Source organism: Ruegeria sp. HKCCA4633 (genome assembly GCF_013034605.1).
Lineage (GTDB): Bacteria > Pseudomonadota > Alphaproteobacteria > Rhodobacterales > Rhodobacteraceae > Ruegeria.
This window is the reverse complement of the sequence record NZ_WQGJ01000002.1, coordinates 545,571-564,484: the sequence shown is the minus strand read 5'-3', so window position 1 is coordinate 564,484 and position 18,914 is coordinate 545,571. Positions and strand designations below refer to the sequence as shown.

Below are 18,914 nucleotides of genomic sequence, written 5' to 3'. Positions count from 1 at the left end.
CTCAGCCTTTCTTTTTCAGGCGCAGCCCGGTCTTTTTCAAGATGCGCGTGGAATAAAGGATATCCTTGGCCCGGCAGGCGTCGCCCAGAATTGCGGCGATCTCGGCGCGCTTTTGTTCAACCTCATCGCAGTTGGTGCCATGCACCATGGCAAACAGGTTGTAAGGCCAGTCGGGCAGGGCGCGGGGCCGTTCATAACAATGGGTCACAAAGGGCAGCGCACCGATCTGTGCACCCAGCTTGGTGATGCAGGCATCGTCCACATCCCAAACCGTCATGCCGTTCGAGGTCATGCCCAGTTTGTAGTGATTGGGTGCCGCAGCAATGCGACGGATCACACCCCGTGCTTTCAGGGCTGTCAGCCGTTCAAGCAGATCGGTTTCCTGTAGCTCAAGATCCTTGGCAACCTGCGCATACGGGGTCGGCGACAAGGGTAAGCCCCCTTGCAACGCCTCGATAATCTGTCTGTCGGTTGCATCGATCATGCTGCCACCCGGAAGCCAATGAAAAATTCCTGGAGTTTGGGGAAACGGAGAACATCGATCCCCGTTTCCCGTTCGATGGCATCGGCGGCGGCCTCGATCCCCGCAGGTGTTTCGGTGGCCAGCACGAACCACATGTTCAGCCGGTGCGTACGTTCATAATTATGGGCGACCTCCGGGTGTGCATTGACTTTCGTCAGGACGGTTTCGAAATTTTCAGCCGGAACAGCCATGGCGCAAAGGCAGAAGGCCCCGCCCATAGCAGCAGCGTCGAAAAACGGACCAAAGCGTGTGATGACACGGTCTTCCTTCAGCCGTGTCAGACGCTCCAGCAGCTCGGTTTCGGACAGGCCAAGCTCGTCGGCCACTGCCGCATAAGGATGAGAGGTGAGCGGCAGATCGTCCTGCATCCGGTTCAGGATCGCGCGGTCTTTGTCGTCCAGAGTCATGCGGCAACCTCCCGCGCTTGAATCAAGGCTCCGGTCTGCTTGAAACAGCGGGTCGAAAACAAAACTTTGTTCCGCGCGCCGGCCAACTCGGGCAACTCCATCGCGCCAGCCAGCACACCCAGAGCCTCGTTCCGGGTCCGGGCGTGGATCATCGAATAGAGGCGATAGGGCCAGACATCTTCAACCGGATTTCGCTCATAGCACAGCGTGACACCGGGATAGGCGGCCAGCGCCGGACCGGCCGTGTCAATTTGTTCCGCTGGCAAATCCCAAACGACCATCGCGTTGGCGGACCACCCCAGTGCCCGGTGGCGCACGATAACGCCGAGCCGTGAAATGATACCGGCGGAGTGCAAGGCAACGATCCGCGCCATCACATCATTCACGTTCCGGTTCAATGAACGAGCCAGAGCCTCATAGGGCTCTGCGACCAGTGACAGGCCCGAACTGAGTGTCTGCAGCAAGCAACGATCTCCGTCGCGCATGGCCGATGCGTCGACTTTGCGCGCACTAGGGACGTTCTTGGCGCCAGCAGTCATGCGAAACCCAAGGTCCACGTTGAACGGCCGGACAAGACGCAGATCCAGCACCTGCAACCCCGAGGTCCGGCTGATCCGGGCCAGTGTCTCGTTGACATGTTCCCGGTCCGGGCCTGTTGCGACAAACCAAAGGTTCCAGGCATCCTCTCGCTGGTAATTGTGGTTCACCCCAGGTTCGGCATCGATCAGGGCGGCAACTTCTTCCAACCGATTTTCCGGGGCGGACACAGCTGCCAGAGTGCTGGCCGTCACCGCGCCGGGCGTGATGGTTGCGCCAACCCGCGTGATGCGGCCGGTGGCACGCATCCGGGTCAGCCGGTCAAGTACTTCGGTTTCGTCCAATCCCAGCGCGTCTCCCAGCACTTGAAAAGGGCGCTCTGTGATCGGGAAATCGCGCTGAAAGTCGTCCAACAGGCGGCAATCGATTGGGTCGGTGATATGCTGCATCCGTCAAAGCCCCGTTTTGTGCGCGCGGGCCGTGAAGAAGATGCCCGAAGGGCTGTCGGCATCGATTTCGCGCAATTTCTCAAACGTTTGCGTGTCGTAGACCATCACCTTGTTGGCATCGCGCACGCTGATCCAGACTTCATGCCCGCGCGGCGTGAATTCCATATGCAGCACGGCGGGGCCGGGTTTGAATTCGTGAATGATCTCCTTGCTGACGCTATCGATCACTTGAATGGTATCGTTCAACGGGTGGGCGAAATTCACCCAGACTTGCCGTCCATCAGGGCGGGCCATGGCAAAGACCGGCTGGCCGTGTGTCTTGGTACGCCCGGTTTCCGACAAAGTGTCGGCATCGACCCAGAGCACCTCGTGATGACCCACTGCAGGCAGCACGAATTCGCGCCCGGTCAGCGCCCAGCCTTCCAGATGAGGCATCTTGTAGACGGGCATTTCCTCTTGCCCGCGCCCATAGTCAGGCAGCACACGGATGGGTTCCAGGGTGTCGGCCCACAGATCAAGCGCGGTCAGGCCGTCTTCGCCAAACAGGCCGGTGATATAGGTGCGGCCATTGGCGGTGATCAGCGCGTCATAGGGGTTCTTGCCCATGTCAGGTATCTTGGTGATCGCGGGCTCGCCTTTGGCGAAATCGGCAATCCATGTCTCGCCCGTGTCCCACATGGTGAAGACAAACCGACGTCCTGGCGCGTCCACAAGACCGATGGTTTTGCTGTCGGTGGGTATGTCCGCAACCATTTCCAACGTGTCAGCATCAAACAACCGCACACCACCGGGTTCGTAGTTCGACACGGCAACAAGTGTTCCGTCGTCCGAGATGGCACCGCCAATGGCGTTGCCCGCTTGAACAACGCGGTTCACGATCTGGCGGGTGACGATGTCAACCTTGGTCAGCCCGCCGTCACGGCCAAAGACATAGGCAAAGCGTTCATCGGGCGAATAGACCAGCGAGGCATGGGACAAATCGCCCAAGCCTTCGATACGGGCCAGAGCTGCACGGTCGGATTGATCGACCAAAAGGACCGATCCCTTGGCGCGTTCGATCACAAGACCAAGATCGCCGGTCGCTGTGGGTTCAGCATGTGCGGTGGTCAACATCAATGAGGCTGCAAGGCCGAGTATGAGATGTTTCATTGTGCCTCCTGTTCCAGCAGGTAGCGGGCAATCCATTCGGCCTCTTCTTCGCTGATCAGGGGCCGCCAGGGGGGCATCGCGGTGTCTGGGATGCCGTCAAGGATGACGCCGGTCAGGACGTCCGCATCATAATGTTTCAACGTCTCGCTGCGCAGATCGGGGCCGAGACCGCCTTTAAGCGACAAACCGTGGCAAGAGCCGCAGTCCTGGTGGACAAGGCGTTTCAGGGCGTTGGGGTCGAGGGTGTCAGCGGCGAAGGCGGATGTCGCAATGAGAACAGCCGTTGTCAGCAACACCGAAGGCACCGAGTGCCGCCGCGCGACAGGGCGCTGTACGCCACAGCTTATCGCACCTGTTCTGCACCCCAGCTTAGCCATTGGCTTGCTCCAAAAGCTCGGCCACAGGCCGTTCTGCGTAAAGCGACACAACCTTGCCAATTATGAAGAGCGTGGGTGCTTTCAACCCGGCCTCGCGCACGTCGGTAGCCAATTGGTCCAGCCGAGATACCATGCGGCTTTCATCCGGTGTGGTCGCTTTGCCCACAGCCAGAACCGGTGTGGACCCGGGAAGGTTTTCAGTCATCAGGCCCATGGCGATCTGGCCGATATTGGCAACCCCCATGTAAACCACCAGCGTCGAATCCGGATCGGCCAGACGTTTCCAGTCGAGGTCCAGCACCTTGTCAGCTTGACGGTGCCCGGTGACATACTGCACCGAGGTCGCCAGCCCGCGATGGGTCAGCGGAACGCCGGTAGAAGCGGACGCACCCTGTGCCGCCGTAATGCCAGGCGCATATTCGACAGCAACACCGTGGGCCATCAGATAGGCGGCCTCCTCTGAGCCGCGGCCAAAGATCATCGGGTCACCGCCTTTGAGACGGGCAACCGTGTGACCCGCACTGGCCTCTTCGAGCAGAATGTCGTTGATGCGGTCTTGTGGAACCGTATGGCACTTGGGGGCTTTGCCAACCGGGATCAGCCGTGCGCCTTCCGCGTGAAGGTTCAGGATGTCGGCAGACACCAGCCGATCATAGACCACCACATCTGCTTCTTGCAGCATCCGTAGTGCACGTAGGGTCATCAACTCGGGATCGCCAGGGCCTGCGCCAATCAGAAAAACCTTACCGCTCATGTGCAAACTCGCTTGGTCTGAATGTCATCGAAACCCGAATCTGCCTTGCGCAATAGGGACGTCGCTGGGCCTGCCGGGCGTGTCATGAGAGCAAGGTGGCGCAATCGCAAACCAACCTCCTTGACAAAAGTTAAGGAGCGCGGGATTTGCGCCCACGCTCCTGTCTTTTTTGCCTGTATTTTATTGCCTTAGGGTTCGACGGTGATCATTCCGATCATGTTCTGTGTTTCCCAATGCGGGCCGCACAAATATTCCTGCGGGCCGGGTGTGAGAAACGTCAGATCAACCGATTCCTCAGGGAACAAACGGTCGCTTTCCGGTTCGCTGCCATCTTTCAAAAGAACTGAGTGGCTGGTTCGTTTGTCGACATTCACCCAGCGGACAGTTGTGCCTGCCTTCACGGTCAGCTCAAACGGGCAGAAGTTATATTTATACATCAGCACCACTTCGGCGTCCTCAACGGCAGATGAAGGCTGACCAAACAGCTCGACATAACGCTCTTCTGCCTCGGCACACAGCTCGGCGGTCTCACCCGCCCAAGCAGGCGCGGCCAGGAGCAGCAACGCGGGAAGAAGGCGTGGGGGTTTCATCGTCCAAGTCTCCTCTTCTTGGTGGAAGGGGCCGGATCGCCCGGCCCTTTTTCTTTACTGTTTGACCACGTTGATGAACGCGCTGTCGTCGTCCAGTGCCAAGCTGGTATCCAGCGTCACGTGGTGGAACCTTGCGGCTGCAAAGTCATCGTGGATGGCAAACCCAACAGTGTAGGTCTGGCCTGCCTCCAGCGGCACATCTCCTGGCGCGCCCGAATTCAGAGGGCGGGTTAAAACCACGGTCCATATACCAGCGTCCAAGCTGGCCGAGGCCGTGATTTCGCCGTCATTGACCACGCGTTGCTCCAGCAAGTAGCCATTGGTGGCACTGCCGTCTGCATAGACGCGCATCAGGTCAAGATAGGTGCCGTCGGCCAAGTACTGCTCGATCTGATCCGCAGCCTGCAGCTTGTCCCAACCGCCCAGCGCCTTGCCGCGACGGCCTTTGATTTCGACCTCGGTTCGGCTTTCGCTGATGTATTTGGTCACGGTGTCCTGAGTGTTAAGTCGGCCTGCCGCATCCGCATTGGCGGCAATTGCCTCGGCACCGGGATCAAACGGCATGTAAGAGTTATCCGCGTGGCACGATGCCCAACAGCCCACCTGATCGCCCAGCTCGATTCCTGTACCGGTGATCATCATGGCGACTTTGATCTGGTTGTCGGGGTCCATCTTGCCACCATCGACAAACGGGGCAGGGTTGTGACCAGCATCCGGCCACTGCAAGCGGATATACAGGTTCTCGTCGTCATGCGCTGCCTGGACGGTTGCGTCGATCACACCGCGCTTGCCAGGGATCGGAGTAGGCTCCAGTTCGCCTCCCGCAACGATCTTGTTGCCGATCGCATCCAGTTCCTTAGCGTGACATGTGGTGCACTGATCGCCACCCTTGGTCAACGGCCGCGCGCCACCGTGGGACCTGCCGTTCTGAACCCATTCAAACGAAGCCTGACCAGGATAGAACAGTTTCATGTCCGCACCTGGAACAGCCGCCCAATCGATGCCTGTCCCGACATCACTGCCTCCACCTGCGGGGGCTGTGGCCTCTTCACCTGCTGCTTTGGCGCGTTCTTCGGCCACGGCGGCATCCATAGCCGCGGCGATCTGGGCCTGAACGGCCTCTTGCTGCGCCACACGTGCGGCTTTTTCAGCTTCGGCTTCGGCTGCCTCCTTGGCTTCGACCCGCTCAAGGCTGGCCAGGTATTCGGCGGGGATTTCGCGAATGAAATCAGGATTCGGAGCTTCAAGTTTTTCGAGATACTCTTCGTCGGCCCGGTCACGTGCGTCGGAATGCGCGATGCCCTTGTGGCAGTCGATGCAGGTTTGACCAGCGGACATCGCGTTTAGGTGCTGCTGCCGGGCGCGGGGTTTTTGAAATTCTGGCATCATCGATTCAAAATCGTGACAGTTTCGGCACTCGCGAGAGTCGGTTGCTTTCATCCGCTCCCATTCATTCATCGCCAAATGCACGCGCTTTGCTTCGAACTTTTCTCGGGTGTTGATGGTGCCGACCATTTTGCCATAGAGCTCTTTCGAGGCCTTTATCTTGCGGATGATCTTGTGGGTCCAGTCCTTGGGCACGTGGCAGTCTGAACATACAGCCCCTACGCCGGATCGGTTCACATCGTGGATCGTACCGGTGTATTCCTCGTAGACGAAATCGCGCATCTCGTGGCACGAGACGCAGAATTCCTTGGTGTTCGTGGCTTCCATGGCGGTGTTGAACCCACCCCAGAAGATGATACCGGCAGCAAAGGCTGCGGCAATGCCGGCCACGGGCATCCCCCATAGGAAATACCGGCGCCAGATCGGTGGTTTTTTATCAGGTTCGGAGGTCATATCCGGGCTCCGTCTTGGCTGTCTTGACTGGCGCGGCGTGTTAGGCCGACGCGTTTAGCTGATGGGGAAAACGAAGAAAGGGCGGGCGAGGGGCCCGCCCTTTCTGTTTCATGTGTAAATCCGTCAGGTGACGTGGTTTGACCGATTGTAGACGTTGAACTTGCCGGTGGGCGCAAACAGACCCTTCACGCGGCCGATTTCTTCCAGCGTCTTGGCGTCAAAGATCACGATCTCACCGTTTGGTTCTTTCGAGGTCGAGCGGTTCCACTTGGAAACCCAGACCTCAGACCCATCCTGGTTGAACTCGAAGTGGACGGCGACGTTGCCTTCCTCTTCAGTGATCTGGATCGTTTTCACGATTTCACCGGTTGCCTTGTCGATGACCTGCACCGATTGCTGGATCTCAGGCTCGGGGTGCTTGGTCTGGTCAGCCCAGATGTAGTCTGATTCCGGGTGTGTCCGAATGAACAGACCGGGTCCGTCGGTTTCGACTTCGTAGCAGACCTTCCAGGCATCATCCGGGCGACCTTCGGGGTCGTTGCTCCAAACGGTCACGGTGCCTTCACCCAGGTGGGTTGTACCGGCAACAGGGCCGCAATTCGGATCATCCCAGTTGGCGCCCGGGCCGGGGTGCGGCAGCGGCGCGGTGTCGATCAGAGCTTCCAGCTTGTGGGTTTCGGTATCGACCACAACCATCTTGTTCGACGCGTTCGCGGCGATCTGAAAGTAACGGCCGGTCGGGTCAAAGAACCCGTCATGCAGGAACTTGGCGCTGTCGATCTTGTCGATCCGCAGGTTTTCCAGATCGGTGTAGTCGACCTGCCACAACTGACCCAGTTCTTTCACGGCAACGATCCAGGTGGGTTCGTTTGGAGTGGTGTAGATCGCAGCCACGCGGGCCTCTTCCACATAGTCCCCATCGACGTTGTAGCCGCGGGTCGAGACAACCTTCTTCGGCTCCATGGTTTCGGCGTCGACAATGGCGAAGTGCGGAGGCCAGTAGGCCCCACCGATCACGTATTTACCGTCGCCCGAAACTGCCACGTCGCGGGCGTCATAGCCAATGGTCACTTCGGCCACCAACATGTTCTCGGGGTTCTGCCACAGGTCGATCTTGGTCATCTTGCCGTCGCGACCCATCGTGTACCAGAAGCGGCCCGGGTTTTCCGGTTCTTCCAGTTTATGGTGTTCGGAGGCTTTCAGAACGTGCACGGCGTAACCCGTCGGGATGTGCGCCAGAACTTCCTTGGTGTCACCGTCGATCACGGCCACCTTGCCCACGTCACGTTCGATGACCACGAAGAAGTTTTCCCAGTTGCGGCCATGTAGTGGCTCGGTCGGGTAGTCTTCGGGTTCAACATAGACCTTGCGTGTCGCCATCATCTGTTCAAGCGACATTTCCGGTGGCTGGGGCGGTTCCATCTGGATGTAGGTTGCCATATCGCGGATTTCTTCTTCGGACATAACGTCCGAAAAGTTGTTCATCCCGCCTTCGGTCCCCCAGGCGATGATCTTTTCAAGCCGTTCCTGACCCAGCTTCAGGGTGCCGGATTCGGTTACGGTACCGTCGGCGTTTTTGGTTTCCACCAATGGCTCAAGGCTTTTACCTGTCGCCCCTTTGCGCAGCACGCCGTGACAGCCGGCGCAGCGTTCAAAGTACAGTTGTTTGGATGATTCAAAGGCTTCCTTGCTGAGAGTTGGCTCTTCGGCGAAGGTTGGAGCAGCGACGCTGCCCAACAACATTGCCAATCCGACCCCCAATGTGCGGCCAGTTTTGTTGTAGCTGATTCCAAGTGACATGATCACTCTCCATTTGCGTGGTGAGGCAGGAGAGAGACTGAGCCATCACGGAGATGTCATCCTTGACCAAAGTCAACGGCAAGAGCGCAAACTGAGACTTCCAGGTAAAATTAAAGCGTCGAAACGCCAATAAAACTTGACATTTTCACACATGTTTTAAGGGGGTCTTGATTTCTGTTAAGTCCGTGCACCTGCTGCTGCGATAGAGCTTGATCAACGGCAAGCGAGGCTATGGAGAGCAGGGATGTCTTCCGTAATTACACGCGTTTTCAGTGAGGGTTTTCGTGTCTTTTTCCTATTAGCGGGCCTTTACGGTGTATTCGCCGGCGTTGCCTGGGGCGTGTGGTTGGCTTCACTGGACGGGTTGTTGCCGTTTGTAAACCAAAGCTATGCCATGCCACCTGTTATGTGGCACGCGCACGAGATGATCTTTGGATATGCAACGGCAGCATTGGGCGGGTTTTTCTTGACAGCCGTCCCAAATTGGACCGGAGCGCCCGAGGCGCGGGCACGCTTTATCACTGTGGTGGCGTTACTCTGGATTGCTGGCCGGATTGCAGTTTGGTTTTCCGGTTCGTTGTCCCCCGTGACCGTCGCTTTGGTGGATCTGAGTTTCGTGCCTATTCTGGCGCTGAAGGTTGCAAGCCAGTTGATCCGACGTCCCAAGCCGCAGAACATTGTCTTTTTGTATCTTCTCGGTTTGATCTGGACCGCCAATCTTTTGATCCATCTGGATTGGATCGGGGTCACTTCGGACACCTTGATCACAGGCGTTCGGGCGGGCTTGCTTGCCATATGTTCGATGATTGCGATTTTAGGGGGTCGGATTACGCCTGCTTTTACTCGCAACGCAATGAAGCGGGAAGGTCAGCCCGAGGCGTCCTGGCCCGTTTCCGTGCCGCAAGTCGACAAGGCGGTGATGATCTTGGCCTTGCTTTTGCCTCTGCTCGTGCTGACATTTAACATAAGCCCGGTGGCGGGTGGTGTTGCCCTTCTGCTGGGCTGTGTTCAACTGGTGCGCATGGCGCGCTGGAGGGTTGGCTGGGCTCTGCGTAGGCCAATCCTTATCGCGTTACATCTGGGACTGAGTATGCTGGCATTGGGGCTGATTCTCTGGGGTCTGGCAACGGTCGGGTTTGGCAACGAGATCGGCGCGCTTCACATTCTGGGAATTGGGTGTGTTGGCGGTATGACTTTGGCCGTTATGAGTCGTGCCGCCTTGGGTCACAGCGGGCGTCCTCTGGTTGCGCCTTCTCCGATGGTGGTCGCATACGGTCTTATGGCGGCGGCGGCTCTGGTGCGCTGGCTGGGGTCAGAGCTTACAGGCGGCTACATGGCCGCCATGCTGGCGGCTGATGGCCTTTGGATTGCAGCTGTTGGGCTGTATGTCTTTGCGATGTGGCCTGCATTGACAGGACCTCGGGTATCCAGGCCAAGCTGAAAAACCCGATCCGGCCCGACCTAATTGTCAGAGATCAGTGGGCGTTCATTCTTGATATGGCGGAAAACGAGCGCGCGTGCGCGTCTGCCTTGTTCTGGAATGTGACGGGCTGGTTGAGGGACGTAACCCGGTTGCGCAAGCTCCGGAAACAGTTCAAGGATCTCGGCGCGACCATCTAGATGGATGCTGGCCAAAGCTTGTGTGCCGGTAAACAGGCTTTCGGAAGGTGCACCTTCGGCAAAGACGATCTCGTGCCGGTCGAAAAGAATGTGGTAGTAGACAACGTCCTGCGCACCTGTCTCAACCGTGATGCCGGGAATGCCAACAAGTTTGTGCGCCGGAAGCAGAACCTCTGCGCTGTCAAACATACGCACTGCAATTGGTGAACGCAGCATCATGCGGTGTTGTGGTGACACCACGAGATCTCGTTTGGGCAAGCCACTGCCAAGGCTTCCTGCCGCAATCCGAATGGGCTTCAGCTTGGGACGCGGGGCCAGATCCGCAGCATTCAATTTACGCGCTCCAATCCAGCGATTTTTTTTGCGATCCGTTATCCGCAGTTGCGACCAGATCGCCGACCCTTAGATTTTCGATTGAGACAGGTCCGTCCTGTGTCGTGATCTGTGTTCCTGCTGCGACGCAGGGAACATCGACAATCGCCGTAGGGTCAGACGTATCCGGTGCGTTTGTCGGGGTGACGTTCGATCTGACAAAGGAATAGTTCGTTCCGGGGACCAGCGGTTCTGAGGTGATGTATCCAACCAGATTACCTTCAACTTCGACCCGAAATACATCGATGGTGCCGCCGCCGGGTTTGGCGAGGCTATAAGATTCCTCAAGATAGATAGCGCCCGAATCTATCGTAACTGACCCATCAAGGTTGGTCACGACCCCGGATTGGGTCAGGTCGTCGCCGAATTCGTTGTTGAATCGATCGCCGTTAAAGTCGGTTCCGTTGTCTGGGTCGCCATTGACCAGTGTGCCACCGGCCGTGTCAGTTACGTCAAAGCCCCGACGGTCCGTGGCAGCATCATAGGTCCCGGAAAGCGTAATAGTGCCAGTGCTGAAACCGGTAAAATTGACCGAAATGACCCCCGGATCGTAGCCGATATATGAATAGTTCGCCATTGATTAACCCGTCACCTATTACTGCTGATCAGAAGCGTTGATTCACACTTCCGCCATTTCGCGCCGTACCTGTTATCATTGTATGAATTTAAGTCATTTTAGGGCGTATTTTGGTTTCCTGTCAGCAATTTCAGCCACCTGCGCGCGCTCAGTTTCGTGGTCTTGACTTTCGTTAAGGCACCGCTGCGCACCTCCCGCCATTGTGCAAATACTAGCTAATCTGCGCAAAGGAGAGCGCGATGCGAGAAGTCATGACAAAGAGCATGGCTCGCAACATATTCTATGGCGGGTCACTGTTCTTCATCCTCATCTTTCTGGCCCTGTCGGCCCATTCGCACCTGTATATCGTTAACTCGGAAAACGCCGCCAAACTTGATGAAAGCGTGATCCGCGGCAAGCATGTCTGGGAAAAACACGCCTGTATCAACTGCCACACTATCCTTGGGGAAGGGGCTTACTATGCTCCCGAAGTGGGCAATGTGATGACCCGCTGGGGCGTTCTGGATGACCCGGAATCGGCCTTTGAATCGCTCAAGGGCTGGATGGAAGCACAACCGACCGGCATTCCCGGCCGCCGACAAATGCCCAATTTCAACCTCAGCGACGAAGAAATCCGTGATCTGACCAACTTCCTGATCTGGACGGACAATATCGACGCTCAGGACTGGCCGCCCAACGAGGCAGGCTGAGAAAGGGAACGGAGCAATGAAATACGAATCCCAAAAAATCGCCTACGCCTACTTCGCTGTAGCCATGGCCTTGTTCGCAATACAGGTGATCGGCGGCCTACTGGCCGGTTTCATCTATGTATTCCCAAACTTCCTGAGTGAGCTTCTGCCATTCAACATCGTGCGGATGCTGCACACCAACTCTCTGATCGTCTGGCTGCTGCTCGGTTTCTTCGGTGCAGCGTACTTCCTGATCCCGGAAGAGACTGAACGCGAAATCCATTCGCCAACGCTGGCCTACCTTCAGCTGATCATTCTTGTGGTCGGCACCTTGGGTGTCGTCGTCACCTATGTCTTCAACCTGTTCGAAGGCAACTGGTTGCTGGGCAAAGAGGGGCGCGAGTTCCTTGAACAACCCAAATGGGTCAAGGCGGGCATCGTCGTGGCCGCGCTCATGTTCCTTTACAACGTGTCGATGACCGTCCTGAAGGGCAAAAAGACCGCCATCTCCAACATTCTTCTGTTGGGCCTGTGGGGTCTGGCCTTGCTGTTCCTGTTTGCCTTCTACAACCCCGGCAACCTGTCCCTCGACAAGCAGTACTGGTGGTATGTTGTCCACCTGTGGGTGGAAGGCGTCTGGGAGCTAATTATGGCTTCGATCCTGGCCTACCTGATGCTGAAGCTGACCGGTGTGGACCGTGAGGTGGTCGAGAAATGGCTGTATGTCATCGTCGCCGCCGCGCTGTTCTCGGGCATTCTGGGGACCGGGCACCACTACTACTGGATCGGTACGCCAGCCTATTGGCAGTGGATCGGGTCGATCTTCTCGAGCCTCGAGGTGATCCCGTTCTTTGCAATGATGGCCTTTGCCTTTGTCATGGTCTGGAAGGGCCGCCGTGACCACCCCAACAAAGCCGCGCTGCTTTGGTCGTTGGGATGTGCCACGCTTGCCTTCTTCGGCGCCGGTGTCTGGGGTTTCCTGCATACGCTGCATGGGGTGAACTACTATACCCACGGCACGCAGATCACTGCCGCACACGGCCATCTGGCCTTCTACGGTGCTTATGTCTGCCTCAACTTGGCGATCTTCACCTATGCTATGCCGATCCTGAAAAACCGCGATCCGTATAACCAGGTGCTGAACATGGGCTCGTTCTGGCTGATGACCAGCGGTATGGTCTTTATGACCTTCGTCCTGACTTTTGGCGGAACCGTGCAAACGCACATGCAGCGCGTGGTTGGTGACTACTTCATGGACGTGCAGGACCAGATCGCGGTCTTCTACTGGATGCGTCTTGGTTCCGGTGTGGTTGTGGTTCTTGGTGCGCTGCTGTTCATCTACTCGATCTGGGTGCCCCGGAAAGAGGTCATTGAACCCGGCGCAGCCGAAACCCCTGCGGAGTGATGGATATGGACGGCTCCATGAAACTGAATGAGGGGGCGGCAAACGCCCCCTTCTACCTGCCCCAAGGCGATGAATGCGATGTGTTCTGCGCCGCGTATAACAACGACCTGCCGGTTCTGCTGAAAGGTCCAACAGGCTGCGGAAAGACCCGCTTTGTCGCTCATATGGCGGCCAAACTCGGCCGCCCGCTTTACACCGTGGCCTGTCACGATGATTTGGCCGCAGCCGACCTGATCGGGCGCTATTTGCTGAAAGGTGGCGAAACCGTCTGGGTCGATGGCCCCCTGACCCGGGCGGTGCGCGAAGGCGCGATCTGCTATCTTGATGAGGTGGTCGAGGCCCGTAAGGACGTCACCGTCGTCCTACACCCGCTAACCGACGACCGGCGTATCCTGCCGATTGACCGCACAGGTGAAGAGCTTGAGGCTGCGCCCGGCTTCATGCTGGTGGCTTCATATAACCCTGGATACCAGAATATCCTGAAAACCCTGAAACCCTCGACCCGTCAGAGGTTTATCTCGCTCGAGTTCGACTTCCCGTCGCCTGAAATGGAGGCGCAGGTCGTCGCTCAGGAAAGTGGGTTGCCGCTGGAGCGGTGCAAACCGCTGGTGCGACTGGCGAACAAGCTGCGCGGGCTCAAGGGTCAGGACCTTGAGGAAGGCGTTTCCACCCGTCTGGTCGTTTATGCCGCGACGCTGATTGCGCAAGGCATGTCCACCGACCGCGCCATCCTCGCCGCTATGGTTGAACCTCTGACAGATGACGAGGACATCAAACGCGGGCTCCTCGATCTTGTCACGGCTGTCTTTGGGTGAGGCCGGCCGATGGTCAAGATCGACTTTGAGCCATGGGAACCCGAAGAAACGATCGGGAAACTGTGGCACACCCTAGCCAGTCGCCTCGATGCACCCCAGGTGCATGAAGGAGCCGCGGTTGACCTGTCTCAGGTCGCGGGGCGGCTGGCTGTCCTTTTTCGAGGACTTGGGGGTAGTCCGGGCGTTGAATTGCGCCCGGTCTCACCCGAGGTTTCGCGCCACCGCCTAAGCTGGCGGCGCCGATTGGCGACTGAGGTCGAACTGATGCCCCGCGCATCGTTTGACGGTGAAGTGCTTCGGCTACCGGATCGCCTGGCTGTGTTCCCTGCGCGTGAAGCAAATGGCGCGCTTTATGTCTGGCTGGCCGCCGCTGCGGCTCATGCCGGAACCCGCATCGACGAAGATGACGCATTACGCGCTGACCTGCGCGCCCTGATCGCTGCTCAACACATGGTCGATGCAACATTAGATAACGCCCCCGGGCTCCGTCCGCTTTATACCGAGCTGTGCAAGGGCGTTCTGCATCACCGTAACGTTCCCGACCTGCCGCCCGATGAGGCAGCAGTAGAAGAGCTTGTCCGTCATATGCTGGGCGACCCTGCCCCTCTGTCTTCAAGAGCCGAACAGCTTTTGACTGCAGTAGATAACGACCTGTCTGCGCCGCGGGGCTATCAACATTTCCGCCCGGTTCCCCTGTGGCCCGAATTGCGGGCGGTTGGGTTTTCCGAACATAACGAGGTGGAAAACCCCGAGACTGAGGGCGAACCTGAAGAGTCTGGTGAGAAAACTCACCGGGCCCGCCGCCGAAAGTCCGATCAGGCCGAGCGCAGTGACAGTTTCATACTGCACAAATTCGAAGCGATCCTCAGCTGGGCCGAGTTCCTGAATATCAACCGCCGCATCGATGACGACGATCCTGACAATGCCAAGAAAGCCGCTGACGATCAGGAAGAGATCGGCTTGGGTCAGATCTCAAAAGCGCCGCCAACCAAATTGAAACTGCATCTGGACCTTGCGCCAGAGGATGTGAATCGCGAACGCTTATCTGGTCGGATTCTCTATCCTGAATGGGACGTGCGGACCGGGCAATATCTGCCGGATCACGTCAATGTTCTGCTTTCAGATGCCGATATCCGCGAAGACGCGGCCGAGTTTGGCAAGGATCCCGCAACTGCCCGCCGTATCCGTGCTGTGAAACGCCAGTTCGAGGCTCTGCGCCCTGGTAGGGTGATGACGCGAGGCCATCTGGACGGAGACCAGCTGGACATCGAAGCTGCGGTACGGGCCGAAACTGAGCGAATGGCGAGCGGCGAAGCAAACGAGCGCATCTGGATGCAATCGCGCCCGGAAGCCCGTGATCTGGCGGTGTCGATTCTGTTGGATGTCAGCCGCTCGACCGAAAGCGCGGTCACAGGTCGCGCCGTGATCGACATCGAACGCGAGGCTTTGGCCGCGCTTGCCTGGGGTCTAAACGCCTGTGGCGACGACTTTTCCATCCACGCGTTCAGTTCTTTGAAACGTCAACGTGTCTATGTGCAGCGCTGCAAGCGGTTCGATGAACCAATGGGGGCTAAGGTCGAGCAACGTATTGCCTCACTGCGACCGGGTCACTACACCCGGCTCGGCGCGGCGATCCGCCATTGCTCTGCCGATCTGGCCAGCCAATCCCGCAAGCGTCGGTTGTTGTTGGTTATTACAGACGGCAAGCCCAACGACCTCGACCATTACGAAGGCCGCCACGGTATTGAAGACACCTGCATGGCGGTACGTGAGGCGCGCCGTGCCGGGCAATCGGTTTTTGGCGTCACCATCGACAAAACTGGCAAAAGCTGGTTCCCACGCATGTTCGGGCAGGGCGGTTTCGCTGTCATCCCCGACCCGCACCGCCTGACCATGGCCCTGCCTCAAATCTACCGCCAGCTGGTCGGGGCATGAGCAACGCTTCCTTGATCGACGAATTACCTGGCGAGTTGCTGATGTGGGTTCTGATCATATCGGAACTGCTGGTCTTCGGTGCTGGCCTCATTGCCTTTATGGGCGTGCGACTGACCGATCCTGTGGGCTTTGCCGAGGCGCAATCGCATCTCTATCGCACCGGAGCTGCCTTCAACACTGCGGTGCTGGTCACGTCGGGTTACCTGGCCGCGCAAGCTCTGCACTGGCGTCGCGCCGCGGAACGGTTCAAGGCACGGTTTGCTCTAGTGGCTGCAGTTGCGTTGGGGATCGTATTCCTGGGTATCAAAGGTGTGGAATACGCAGGAAAGGCCGCACAGGGCATCACCTATGAAACCCACCCCTTCTTTCTGTTCTATTACCTTTTGACGGGCTTCCACGCCGCCCATGTTCTGGCCGGGGTCGGAATCCTTCTCGTGGTGGCCTGGCGCGACGATCCACGCAATATCGAAGCAGGCGCGCAGTTCTGGCACATGGTCGATCTGGTCTGGATCATGCTGTTCCCCGTGATCTACCTGCTTGGGTAATTAAAATGCCTGCGTGTTCATCTTTTCACAAATACTCCCGCCGGAGGCTCCCAAACGCGCTCACACGCGCGTGGTTCACCCTGTTGGCGCTCAGCCTAACATCGGCGCTGCTGACGCTGTTTCCGCTTGGACCTAAAATCGTCGGCGCTGGTATTCTGGGTCTTGCGCTGCTCAAGTGCCGCATCATTCTGGCGCAGTATCTGGATCTCGCGACCAGCCCGGCCTTGCTGCGTGGGTTTTCCGGGGTTCTGACGGGCTTTGCGTTGATCGTCTTCGTCCTCTATCTGCTCTGAACAAAAATGTGCCGCCCCGAAGGGCGGCAGTTTTTCAAGCAAAGGGGTGCTTTGAACTATTGTGCGGCCATTGGCATGCGCGCGATCTGACAGCGCTGCCACAGGGCTGAAAGCGCACCGACCAGATGGTCGATATCCTCGTCCGTATGAACCGGAGACGGCGTAATCCGAAGGCGTTCGGTGCCTTTGGGAACCGTGGGATAGTTGATGGGCTGAATGTAGATGCCGAATTCTTCCAGCAGCGTGTCCGAGATGAACTTGCATTTCACCGGATCGCCCACCATCACCGGGATGATGTGGCTGGGGTTGGGCAAATGAGGAATGCCTTCGGCATCCAGACGGGCCCGAACCTGCGCCACCCGCTGTTTTTGCAAGTCTCGTTCCGCGCTCGATTGTTTCAGATGCTGGATCGAGGCCGCAGCCCCAGCCGCGATCGACGGCGGCAATGCGGTGGTGAAGATGAACCCGCTGGCAAAGCTGCGGACGAAATCGCACAGCGCGGCAGAGGCCGCGATATAGCCGCCCACCACACCAAAGGCCTTGCCCAATGTGCCTTCAATAACGGTCAGCCGATCCATCAGCCCTTCGCGCTCGGCAATGCCGCCTCCGCGAGGGCCATAAAGACCGACGGCGTGGACTTCGTCGAGATAGGTCATTGCGCCGTATTTGTCGGCCAGATCGCAAATCTCTTTGATCGGGGCAATGTCGCCATCCATAGAATAGACAGACTCGAATGCGATCACCTTGGGCGCGTTGGGGTCGGCGGCGGCCAATTTAGCCTCCAGATCCTCAAGGTCATTGTGGTTCCAGATCACCTTCTGCGCCCGTGAGTGGCGAATGCCTTCGATCATCGAGGCATGGTTCAACGCGTCGGAGAAAACAATCAGATCCGGAATTTTCGCAGCCAGCGTTCCCAACGCAGCCCAATTGGAAACATAACCCGAGGTAAACAGAAGCGCAGCTTCTTTGCCATGCAGTTCAGCCAATTCAGCTTCCAGAAGCACGTGGTCATGCGTGGTCCCCGAGATATTGCGCGTTCCGCCCGCGCCAGCACCGCAGCGGTCCAGCGCATCGTGCATAGCCGTGATTACCGACGGATGCTGGCCCATGCCCAGATAGTCGTTTGAACACCAGATCCGCACATCCCGCTGGACTGGCCCGTCGGTCTGCCGGGCGTTCGGAAAAGCCCCGCAACGCCGTTGCAAATCGATAAAAACCCGGTAATTGCCTTCGTTCTTCAAAGTATCGAGGCTCTGGCTGAAAAATCGCTCGAAGTCCATCTGACATCTCCCGGGATAACTGGCTTTGAGCAGAGCTTAAGTCAGCTGATCTGGTCGTGACATGACAATTGTCAAGTTTGGGGACAAGAATAGGGGTGGTACGCCGCAACGGGCTTTGGCATAGCATTGGTCAAGGTTGATCATTCGGGCGCTGCCCGGAACGGACAAACAGGGGGACGCCTGCATGCCACATGAGGCTCAAAAGGCAATTGCGCGCCAGTCACTGCTTTTGCGCAGCCTGCCTGAGCAGCATGTCGACACTTTGCTGCGTCAGGCCGTTTGGCGACAATACGACCGGGGTGAGACAATTTTTCTTCAGGAAGAAGAAGCAAAGGCAGTCCATGTTGTTCTGGCCGGTTGGGTCAAACTGTTCCGGGTTACTCCGACAGGTGCCGAAGCGGTGGTGAGCGTGTTCACCAGAGGCGACAGCTTTGGTGAGGCCGTGGCCCTGCGTGATGTGCCATACCCTGTATCCGCCGAGGCCGTGTCCCCCTGTGAAGTTATGCACATCCCAAGCCCCGTGTTGCTGTCGTTGATGCGAGAGGACGCGGAAATAGGTGTCTCAATTCTGGCGGCTACCTTTACGCATCTGCATTCACTGGTCGCTCAGCTTGAGCAACTCAAGGCGCAGACAGGCGCGCAGCGCGTAGCTGAGTTCCTGCTGAATTTGTGTGAAGTCGAAAGTGGCACCTGCGAAGTTGAATTGCCCTATGACAAGATGTTGATTGCCGGGCGTCTGGGTATGAAACCCGAAAGTCTGAGCCGCGCGTTTTCGCGTTTGAAAACAGTTGGCGTAAAGATCAACAGGAACCACGCCGATATCGCGGACATCGACGTTCTGCGTGATTATGCTGAAAACGATCCGAGCGAAAGATAGCGCCAACCCGGATAGGATTGATTGATCGGCTCTGTTCACAACAATGCAGGACGCATGGATCAGTGATCCAACCGTGTGGCGGCAGGTCTGTCTTTTGGTGAC

20 protein-coding genes are annotated in these 18,914 nt (G+C 57.7%); 8 read left to right on the top strand and 12 right to left on the bottom strand.

Going from position 1 to position 18,914, the window contains the following annotated elements; all coding sequences use genetic code 11:
* Nucleotide 1 precedes the first annotated feature (1 nt).
* From GOV85_RS09090 to GOV85_RS09050, 9 genes are all read right to left on the bottom strand, one after another.
* Nucleotides 2-484, bottom strand: coding sequence for an AsnC family transcriptional regulator (locus GOV85_RS09090; protein WP_171177169.1), 483 nt, complete (start codon nt 482-484; stop codon nt 2-4).
* On the bottom strand, nt 481-930 hold the full coding sequence (locus tag GOV85_RS09085) for an Lrp/AsnC family transcriptional regulator (RefSeq protein ID WP_171177167.1): 450 nt from the start codon (nt 928-930) through the stop codon (nt 481-483). Before GOV85_RS09085 ends, GOV85_RS09090 begins: the two co-directional genes overlap by 4 nt.
* On the bottom strand, nt 927-1,916 hold the full coding sequence (locus GOV85_RS09080; protein ID WP_171177165.1) for an AsnC family transcriptional regulator: 990 nt from the start codon (nt 1,914-1,916) through the stop codon (nt 927-929). Before GOV85_RS09080 ends, GOV85_RS09085 begins: the two co-directional genes overlap by 4 nt.
* A gap of 3 nt (nt 1,917-1,919) precedes the next feature.
* Complete coding sequence (locus tag GOV85_RS09075; protein WP_171177163.1) at nt 1,920-3,065, bottom strand: cytochrome D1 domain-containing protein; 1,146 nt, start codon at nt 3,063-3,065, stop codon at nt 1,920-1,922.
* Complete coding sequence (locus tag GOV85_RS09070; protein ID WP_245223280.1) at nt 3,062-3,442, bottom strand: cytochrome c; 381 nt, start codon at nt 3,440-3,442, stop codon at nt 3,062-3,064. Before GOV85_RS09070 ends, GOV85_RS09075 begins: the two co-directional genes overlap by 4 nt.
* Nucleotides 3,435-4,196 (bottom strand): uroporphyrinogen-III C-methyltransferase, encoded by a 762-nt coding sequence (gene cobA, locus GOV85_RS09065; RefSeq protein ID WP_171177160.1) that lies wholly within the window; start codon nt 4,194-4,196, stop codon nt 3,435-3,437. The genes GOV85_RS09070 and cobA overlap by 8 nt, the downstream gene beginning before the upstream one ends.
* Nucleotides 4,197-4,384: 188 nt before the next feature.
* Nucleotides 4,385-4,786 (bottom strand): plastocyanin/azurin family copper-binding protein, encoded by a 402-nt coding sequence (locus tag GOV85_RS09060; protein ID WP_171177158.1) that lies wholly within the window; start codon nt 4,784-4,786, stop codon nt 4,385-4,387.
* 54 nt (nt 4,787-4,840) lie between these two features.
* On the bottom strand, nt 4,841-6,625 hold the full coding sequence (locus tag GOV85_RS09055; protein ID WP_171177157.1) for a NapC/NirT family cytochrome c: 1,785 nt from the start codon (nt 6,623-6,625) through the stop codon (nt 4,841-4,843).
* Nucleotides 6,626-6,748: 123 nt separating this feature from the next.
* Nucleotides 6,749-8,425 (bottom strand): cytochrome D1 domain-containing protein, encoded by a 1,677-nt coding sequence (locus GOV85_RS09050; RefSeq protein ID WP_171177154.1) that lies wholly within the window; start codon nt 8,423-8,425, stop codon nt 6,749-6,751.
* 244 nt (nt 8,426-8,669) lie between these two features.
* On the opposite strand from GOV85_RS09050, the gene GOV85_RS09045 reads away from it, so the two are divergent.
* Nucleotides 8,670-9,866, top strand: coding sequence for an NnrS family protein (locus GOV85_RS09045; RefSeq protein WP_171177152.1), 1,197 nt, complete (start codon nt 8,670-8,672; stop codon nt 9,864-9,866).
* A 20-nt stretch (nt 9,867-9,886) separates the two neighbouring features.
* Here GOV85_RS09045 and GOV85_RS21600 read toward each other — a convergent pair whose 3' ends face one another.
* Nucleotides 9,887-10,378: a Hint domain-containing protein gene (locus tag GOV85_RS21600; protein WP_253282814.1), complete on the bottom strand. Its 492-nt coding sequence runs from the start codon at nt 10,376-10,378 to the stop codon at nt 9,887-9,889.
* A gap of 1 nt (nt 10,379) precedes the next feature.
* Complete coding sequence (locus GOV85_RS21595) at nt 10,380-10,994, bottom strand: Hint domain-containing protein (RefSeq protein WP_253282816.1); 615 nt, start codon at nt 10,992-10,994, stop codon at nt 10,380-10,382.
* Between the two features lie 239 nt (nt 10,995-11,233).
* Between GOV85_RS21595 and GOV85_RS09035 the strand changes: the two genes are divergently transcribed.
* From GOV85_RS09035 to GOV85_RS09010, 6 genes are all read left to right on the top strand, one after another.
* Nucleotides 11,234-11,683: a cytochrome c gene (locus GOV85_RS09035; RefSeq protein ID WP_171094608.1), complete on the top strand. Its 450-nt coding sequence runs from the start codon at nt 11,234-11,236 to the stop codon at nt 11,681-11,683.
* Nucleotides 11,684-11,699: 16 nt separating this feature from the next.
* On the top strand, nt 11,700-13,067 hold the full coding sequence (locus tag GOV85_RS09030) for a cbb3-type cytochrome c oxidase subunit I (protein WP_171177150.1): 1,368 nt from the start codon (nt 11,700-11,702) through the stop codon (nt 13,065-13,067).
* Nucleotides 13,067-13,882 (top strand): CbbQ/NirQ/NorQ/GpvN family protein, encoded by an 816-nt coding sequence (locus tag GOV85_RS09025; protein ID WP_171094613.1) that lies wholly within the window; start codon nt 13,067-13,069, stop codon nt 13,880-13,882. Before GOV85_RS09030 ends, GOV85_RS09025 begins: the two co-directional genes overlap by 1 nt.
* Before the next feature lie 9 nt (nt 13,883-13,891).
* Nucleotides 13,892-15,817: a nitric oxide reductase activation protein NorD gene (locus GOV85_RS09020; RefSeq protein WP_171177148.1), complete on the top strand. Its 1,926-nt coding sequence runs from the start codon at nt 13,892-13,894 to the stop codon at nt 15,815-15,817.
* Nucleotides 15,814-16,362, top strand: a complete 549-nt coding sequence (locus tag GOV85_RS09015; protein WP_171177146.1) for a cytochrome c oxidase subunit 3 — start codon at nt 15,814-15,816, stop codon at nt 16,360-16,362. Before GOV85_RS09020 ends, GOV85_RS09015 begins: the two co-directional genes overlap by 4 nt.
* Before the next feature lie 83 nt (nt 16,363-16,445).
* Nucleotides 16,446-16,655: a nitric oxide reductase F protein gene (locus GOV85_RS09010; protein WP_245223281.1), complete on the top strand. Its 210-nt coding sequence runs from the start codon at nt 16,446-16,448 to the stop codon at nt 16,653-16,655.
* 56 nt (nt 16,656-16,711) lie between these two features.
* Here the strand turns inward: GOV85_RS09010 and hemA are convergent, their stop codons facing one another.
* The gene (gene hemA, locus GOV85_RS09005) at nt 16,712-17,935 is read right to left on the bottom strand and encodes a 5-aminolevulinate synthase (protein WP_171177142.1); all 1,224 of its coding nucleotides are present in this window, start codon (nt 17,933-17,935) and stop codon (nt 16,712-16,714) included.
* Between the two features lie 184 nt (nt 17,936-18,119).
* On the opposite strand from hemA, the gene GOV85_RS09000 reads away from it, so the two are divergent.
* The gene (locus tag GOV85_RS09000) at nt 18,120-18,812 is read left to right on the top strand and encodes a Crp/Fnr family transcriptional regulator (RefSeq protein ID WP_171177140.1); all 693 of its coding nucleotides are present in this window, start codon (nt 18,120-18,122) and stop codon (nt 18,810-18,812) included.
* Nucleotides 18,813-18,914 lie beyond the last annotated feature (102 nt).

What these genes read in the sequence shown, in the direction of transcription:
- GOV85_RS09090 (WP_171177169.1), bottom strand. Translation starts at nt 484, where the DNA reads ATGATCGATGCAACCGACAGACAGATTATCGAGGCGTTGCAAGGGGGC.
- GOV85_RS09085 (WP_171177167.1), bottom strand. Translation starts at nt 930, where the DNA reads ATGACTCTGGACGACAAAGACCGCGCGATCCTGAACCGGATGCAGGAC.
- GOV85_RS09080 (WP_171177165.1), bottom strand. Translation starts at nt 1,916, where the DNA reads ATGCAGCATATCACCGACCCAATCGATTGCCGCCTGTTGGACGACTTT.
- GOV85_RS09075 (WP_171177163.1), bottom strand. Translation starts at nt 3,065, where the DNA reads ATGAAACATCTCATACTCGGCCTTGCAGCCTCATTGATGTTGACCACC.
- GOV85_RS09070 (WP_245223280.1), bottom strand. Translation starts at nt 3,442, where the DNA reads ATGGCTAAGCTGGGGTGCAGAACAGGTGCGATAAGCTGTGGCGTACAG.
- cobA (WP_171177160.1), bottom strand. Translation starts at nt 4,196, where the DNA reads ATGAGCGGTAAGGTTTTTCTGATTGGCGCAGGCCCTGGCGATCCCGAG.
- GOV85_RS09060 (WP_171177158.1), bottom strand. Translation starts at nt 4,786, where the DNA reads ATGAAACCCCCACGCCTTCTTCCCGCGTTGCTGCTCCTGGCCGCGCCT.
- GOV85_RS09055 (WP_171177157.1), bottom strand. Translation starts at nt 6,625, where the DNA reads ATGACCTCCGAACCTGATAAAAAACCACCGATCTGGCGCCGGTATTTC.
- GOV85_RS09050 (WP_171177154.1), bottom strand. Translation starts at nt 8,425, where the DNA reads ATGTCACTTGGAATCAGCTACAACAAAACTGGCCGCACATTGGGGGTC.
- GOV85_RS09045 (WP_171177152.1), top strand. Translation starts at nt 8,670, where the DNA reads ATGTCTTCCGTAATTACACGCGTTTTCAGTGAGGGTTTTCGTGTCTTT.
- GOV85_RS21595 (WP_253282816.1), bottom strand. Translation starts at nt 10,994, where the DNA reads ATGGCGAACTATTCATATATCGGCTACGATCCGGGGGTCATTTCGGTC.
- GOV85_RS09035 (WP_171094608.1), top strand. Translation starts at nt 11,234, where the DNA reads ATGCGAGAAGTCATGACAAAGAGCATGGCTCGCAACATATTCTATGGC.
- GOV85_RS09030 (WP_171177150.1), top strand. Translation starts at nt 11,700, where the DNA reads ATGAAATACGAATCCCAAAAAATCGCCTACGCCTACTTCGCTGTAGCC.
- GOV85_RS09025 (WP_171094613.1), top strand. Translation starts at nt 13,067, where the DNA reads ATGGATATGGACGGCTCCATGAAACTGAATGAGGGGGCGGCAAACGCC.
- GOV85_RS09020 (WP_171177148.1), top strand. Translation starts at nt 13,892, where the DNA reads ATGGTCAAGATCGACTTTGAGCCATGGGAACCCGAAGAAACGATCGGG.
- GOV85_RS09015 (WP_171177146.1), top strand. Translation starts at nt 15,814, where the DNA reads ATGAGCAACGCTTCCTTGATCGACGAATTACCTGGCGAGTTGCTGATG.
- hemA (WP_171177142.1), bottom strand. Translation starts at nt 17,935, where the DNA reads ATGGACTTCGAGCGATTTTTCAGCCAGAGCCTCGATACTTTGAAGAAC.
- GOV85_RS09000 (WP_171177140.1), top strand. Translation starts at nt 18,120, where the DNA reads ATGCCACATGAGGCTCAAAAGGCAATTGCGCGCCAGTCACTGCTTTTG.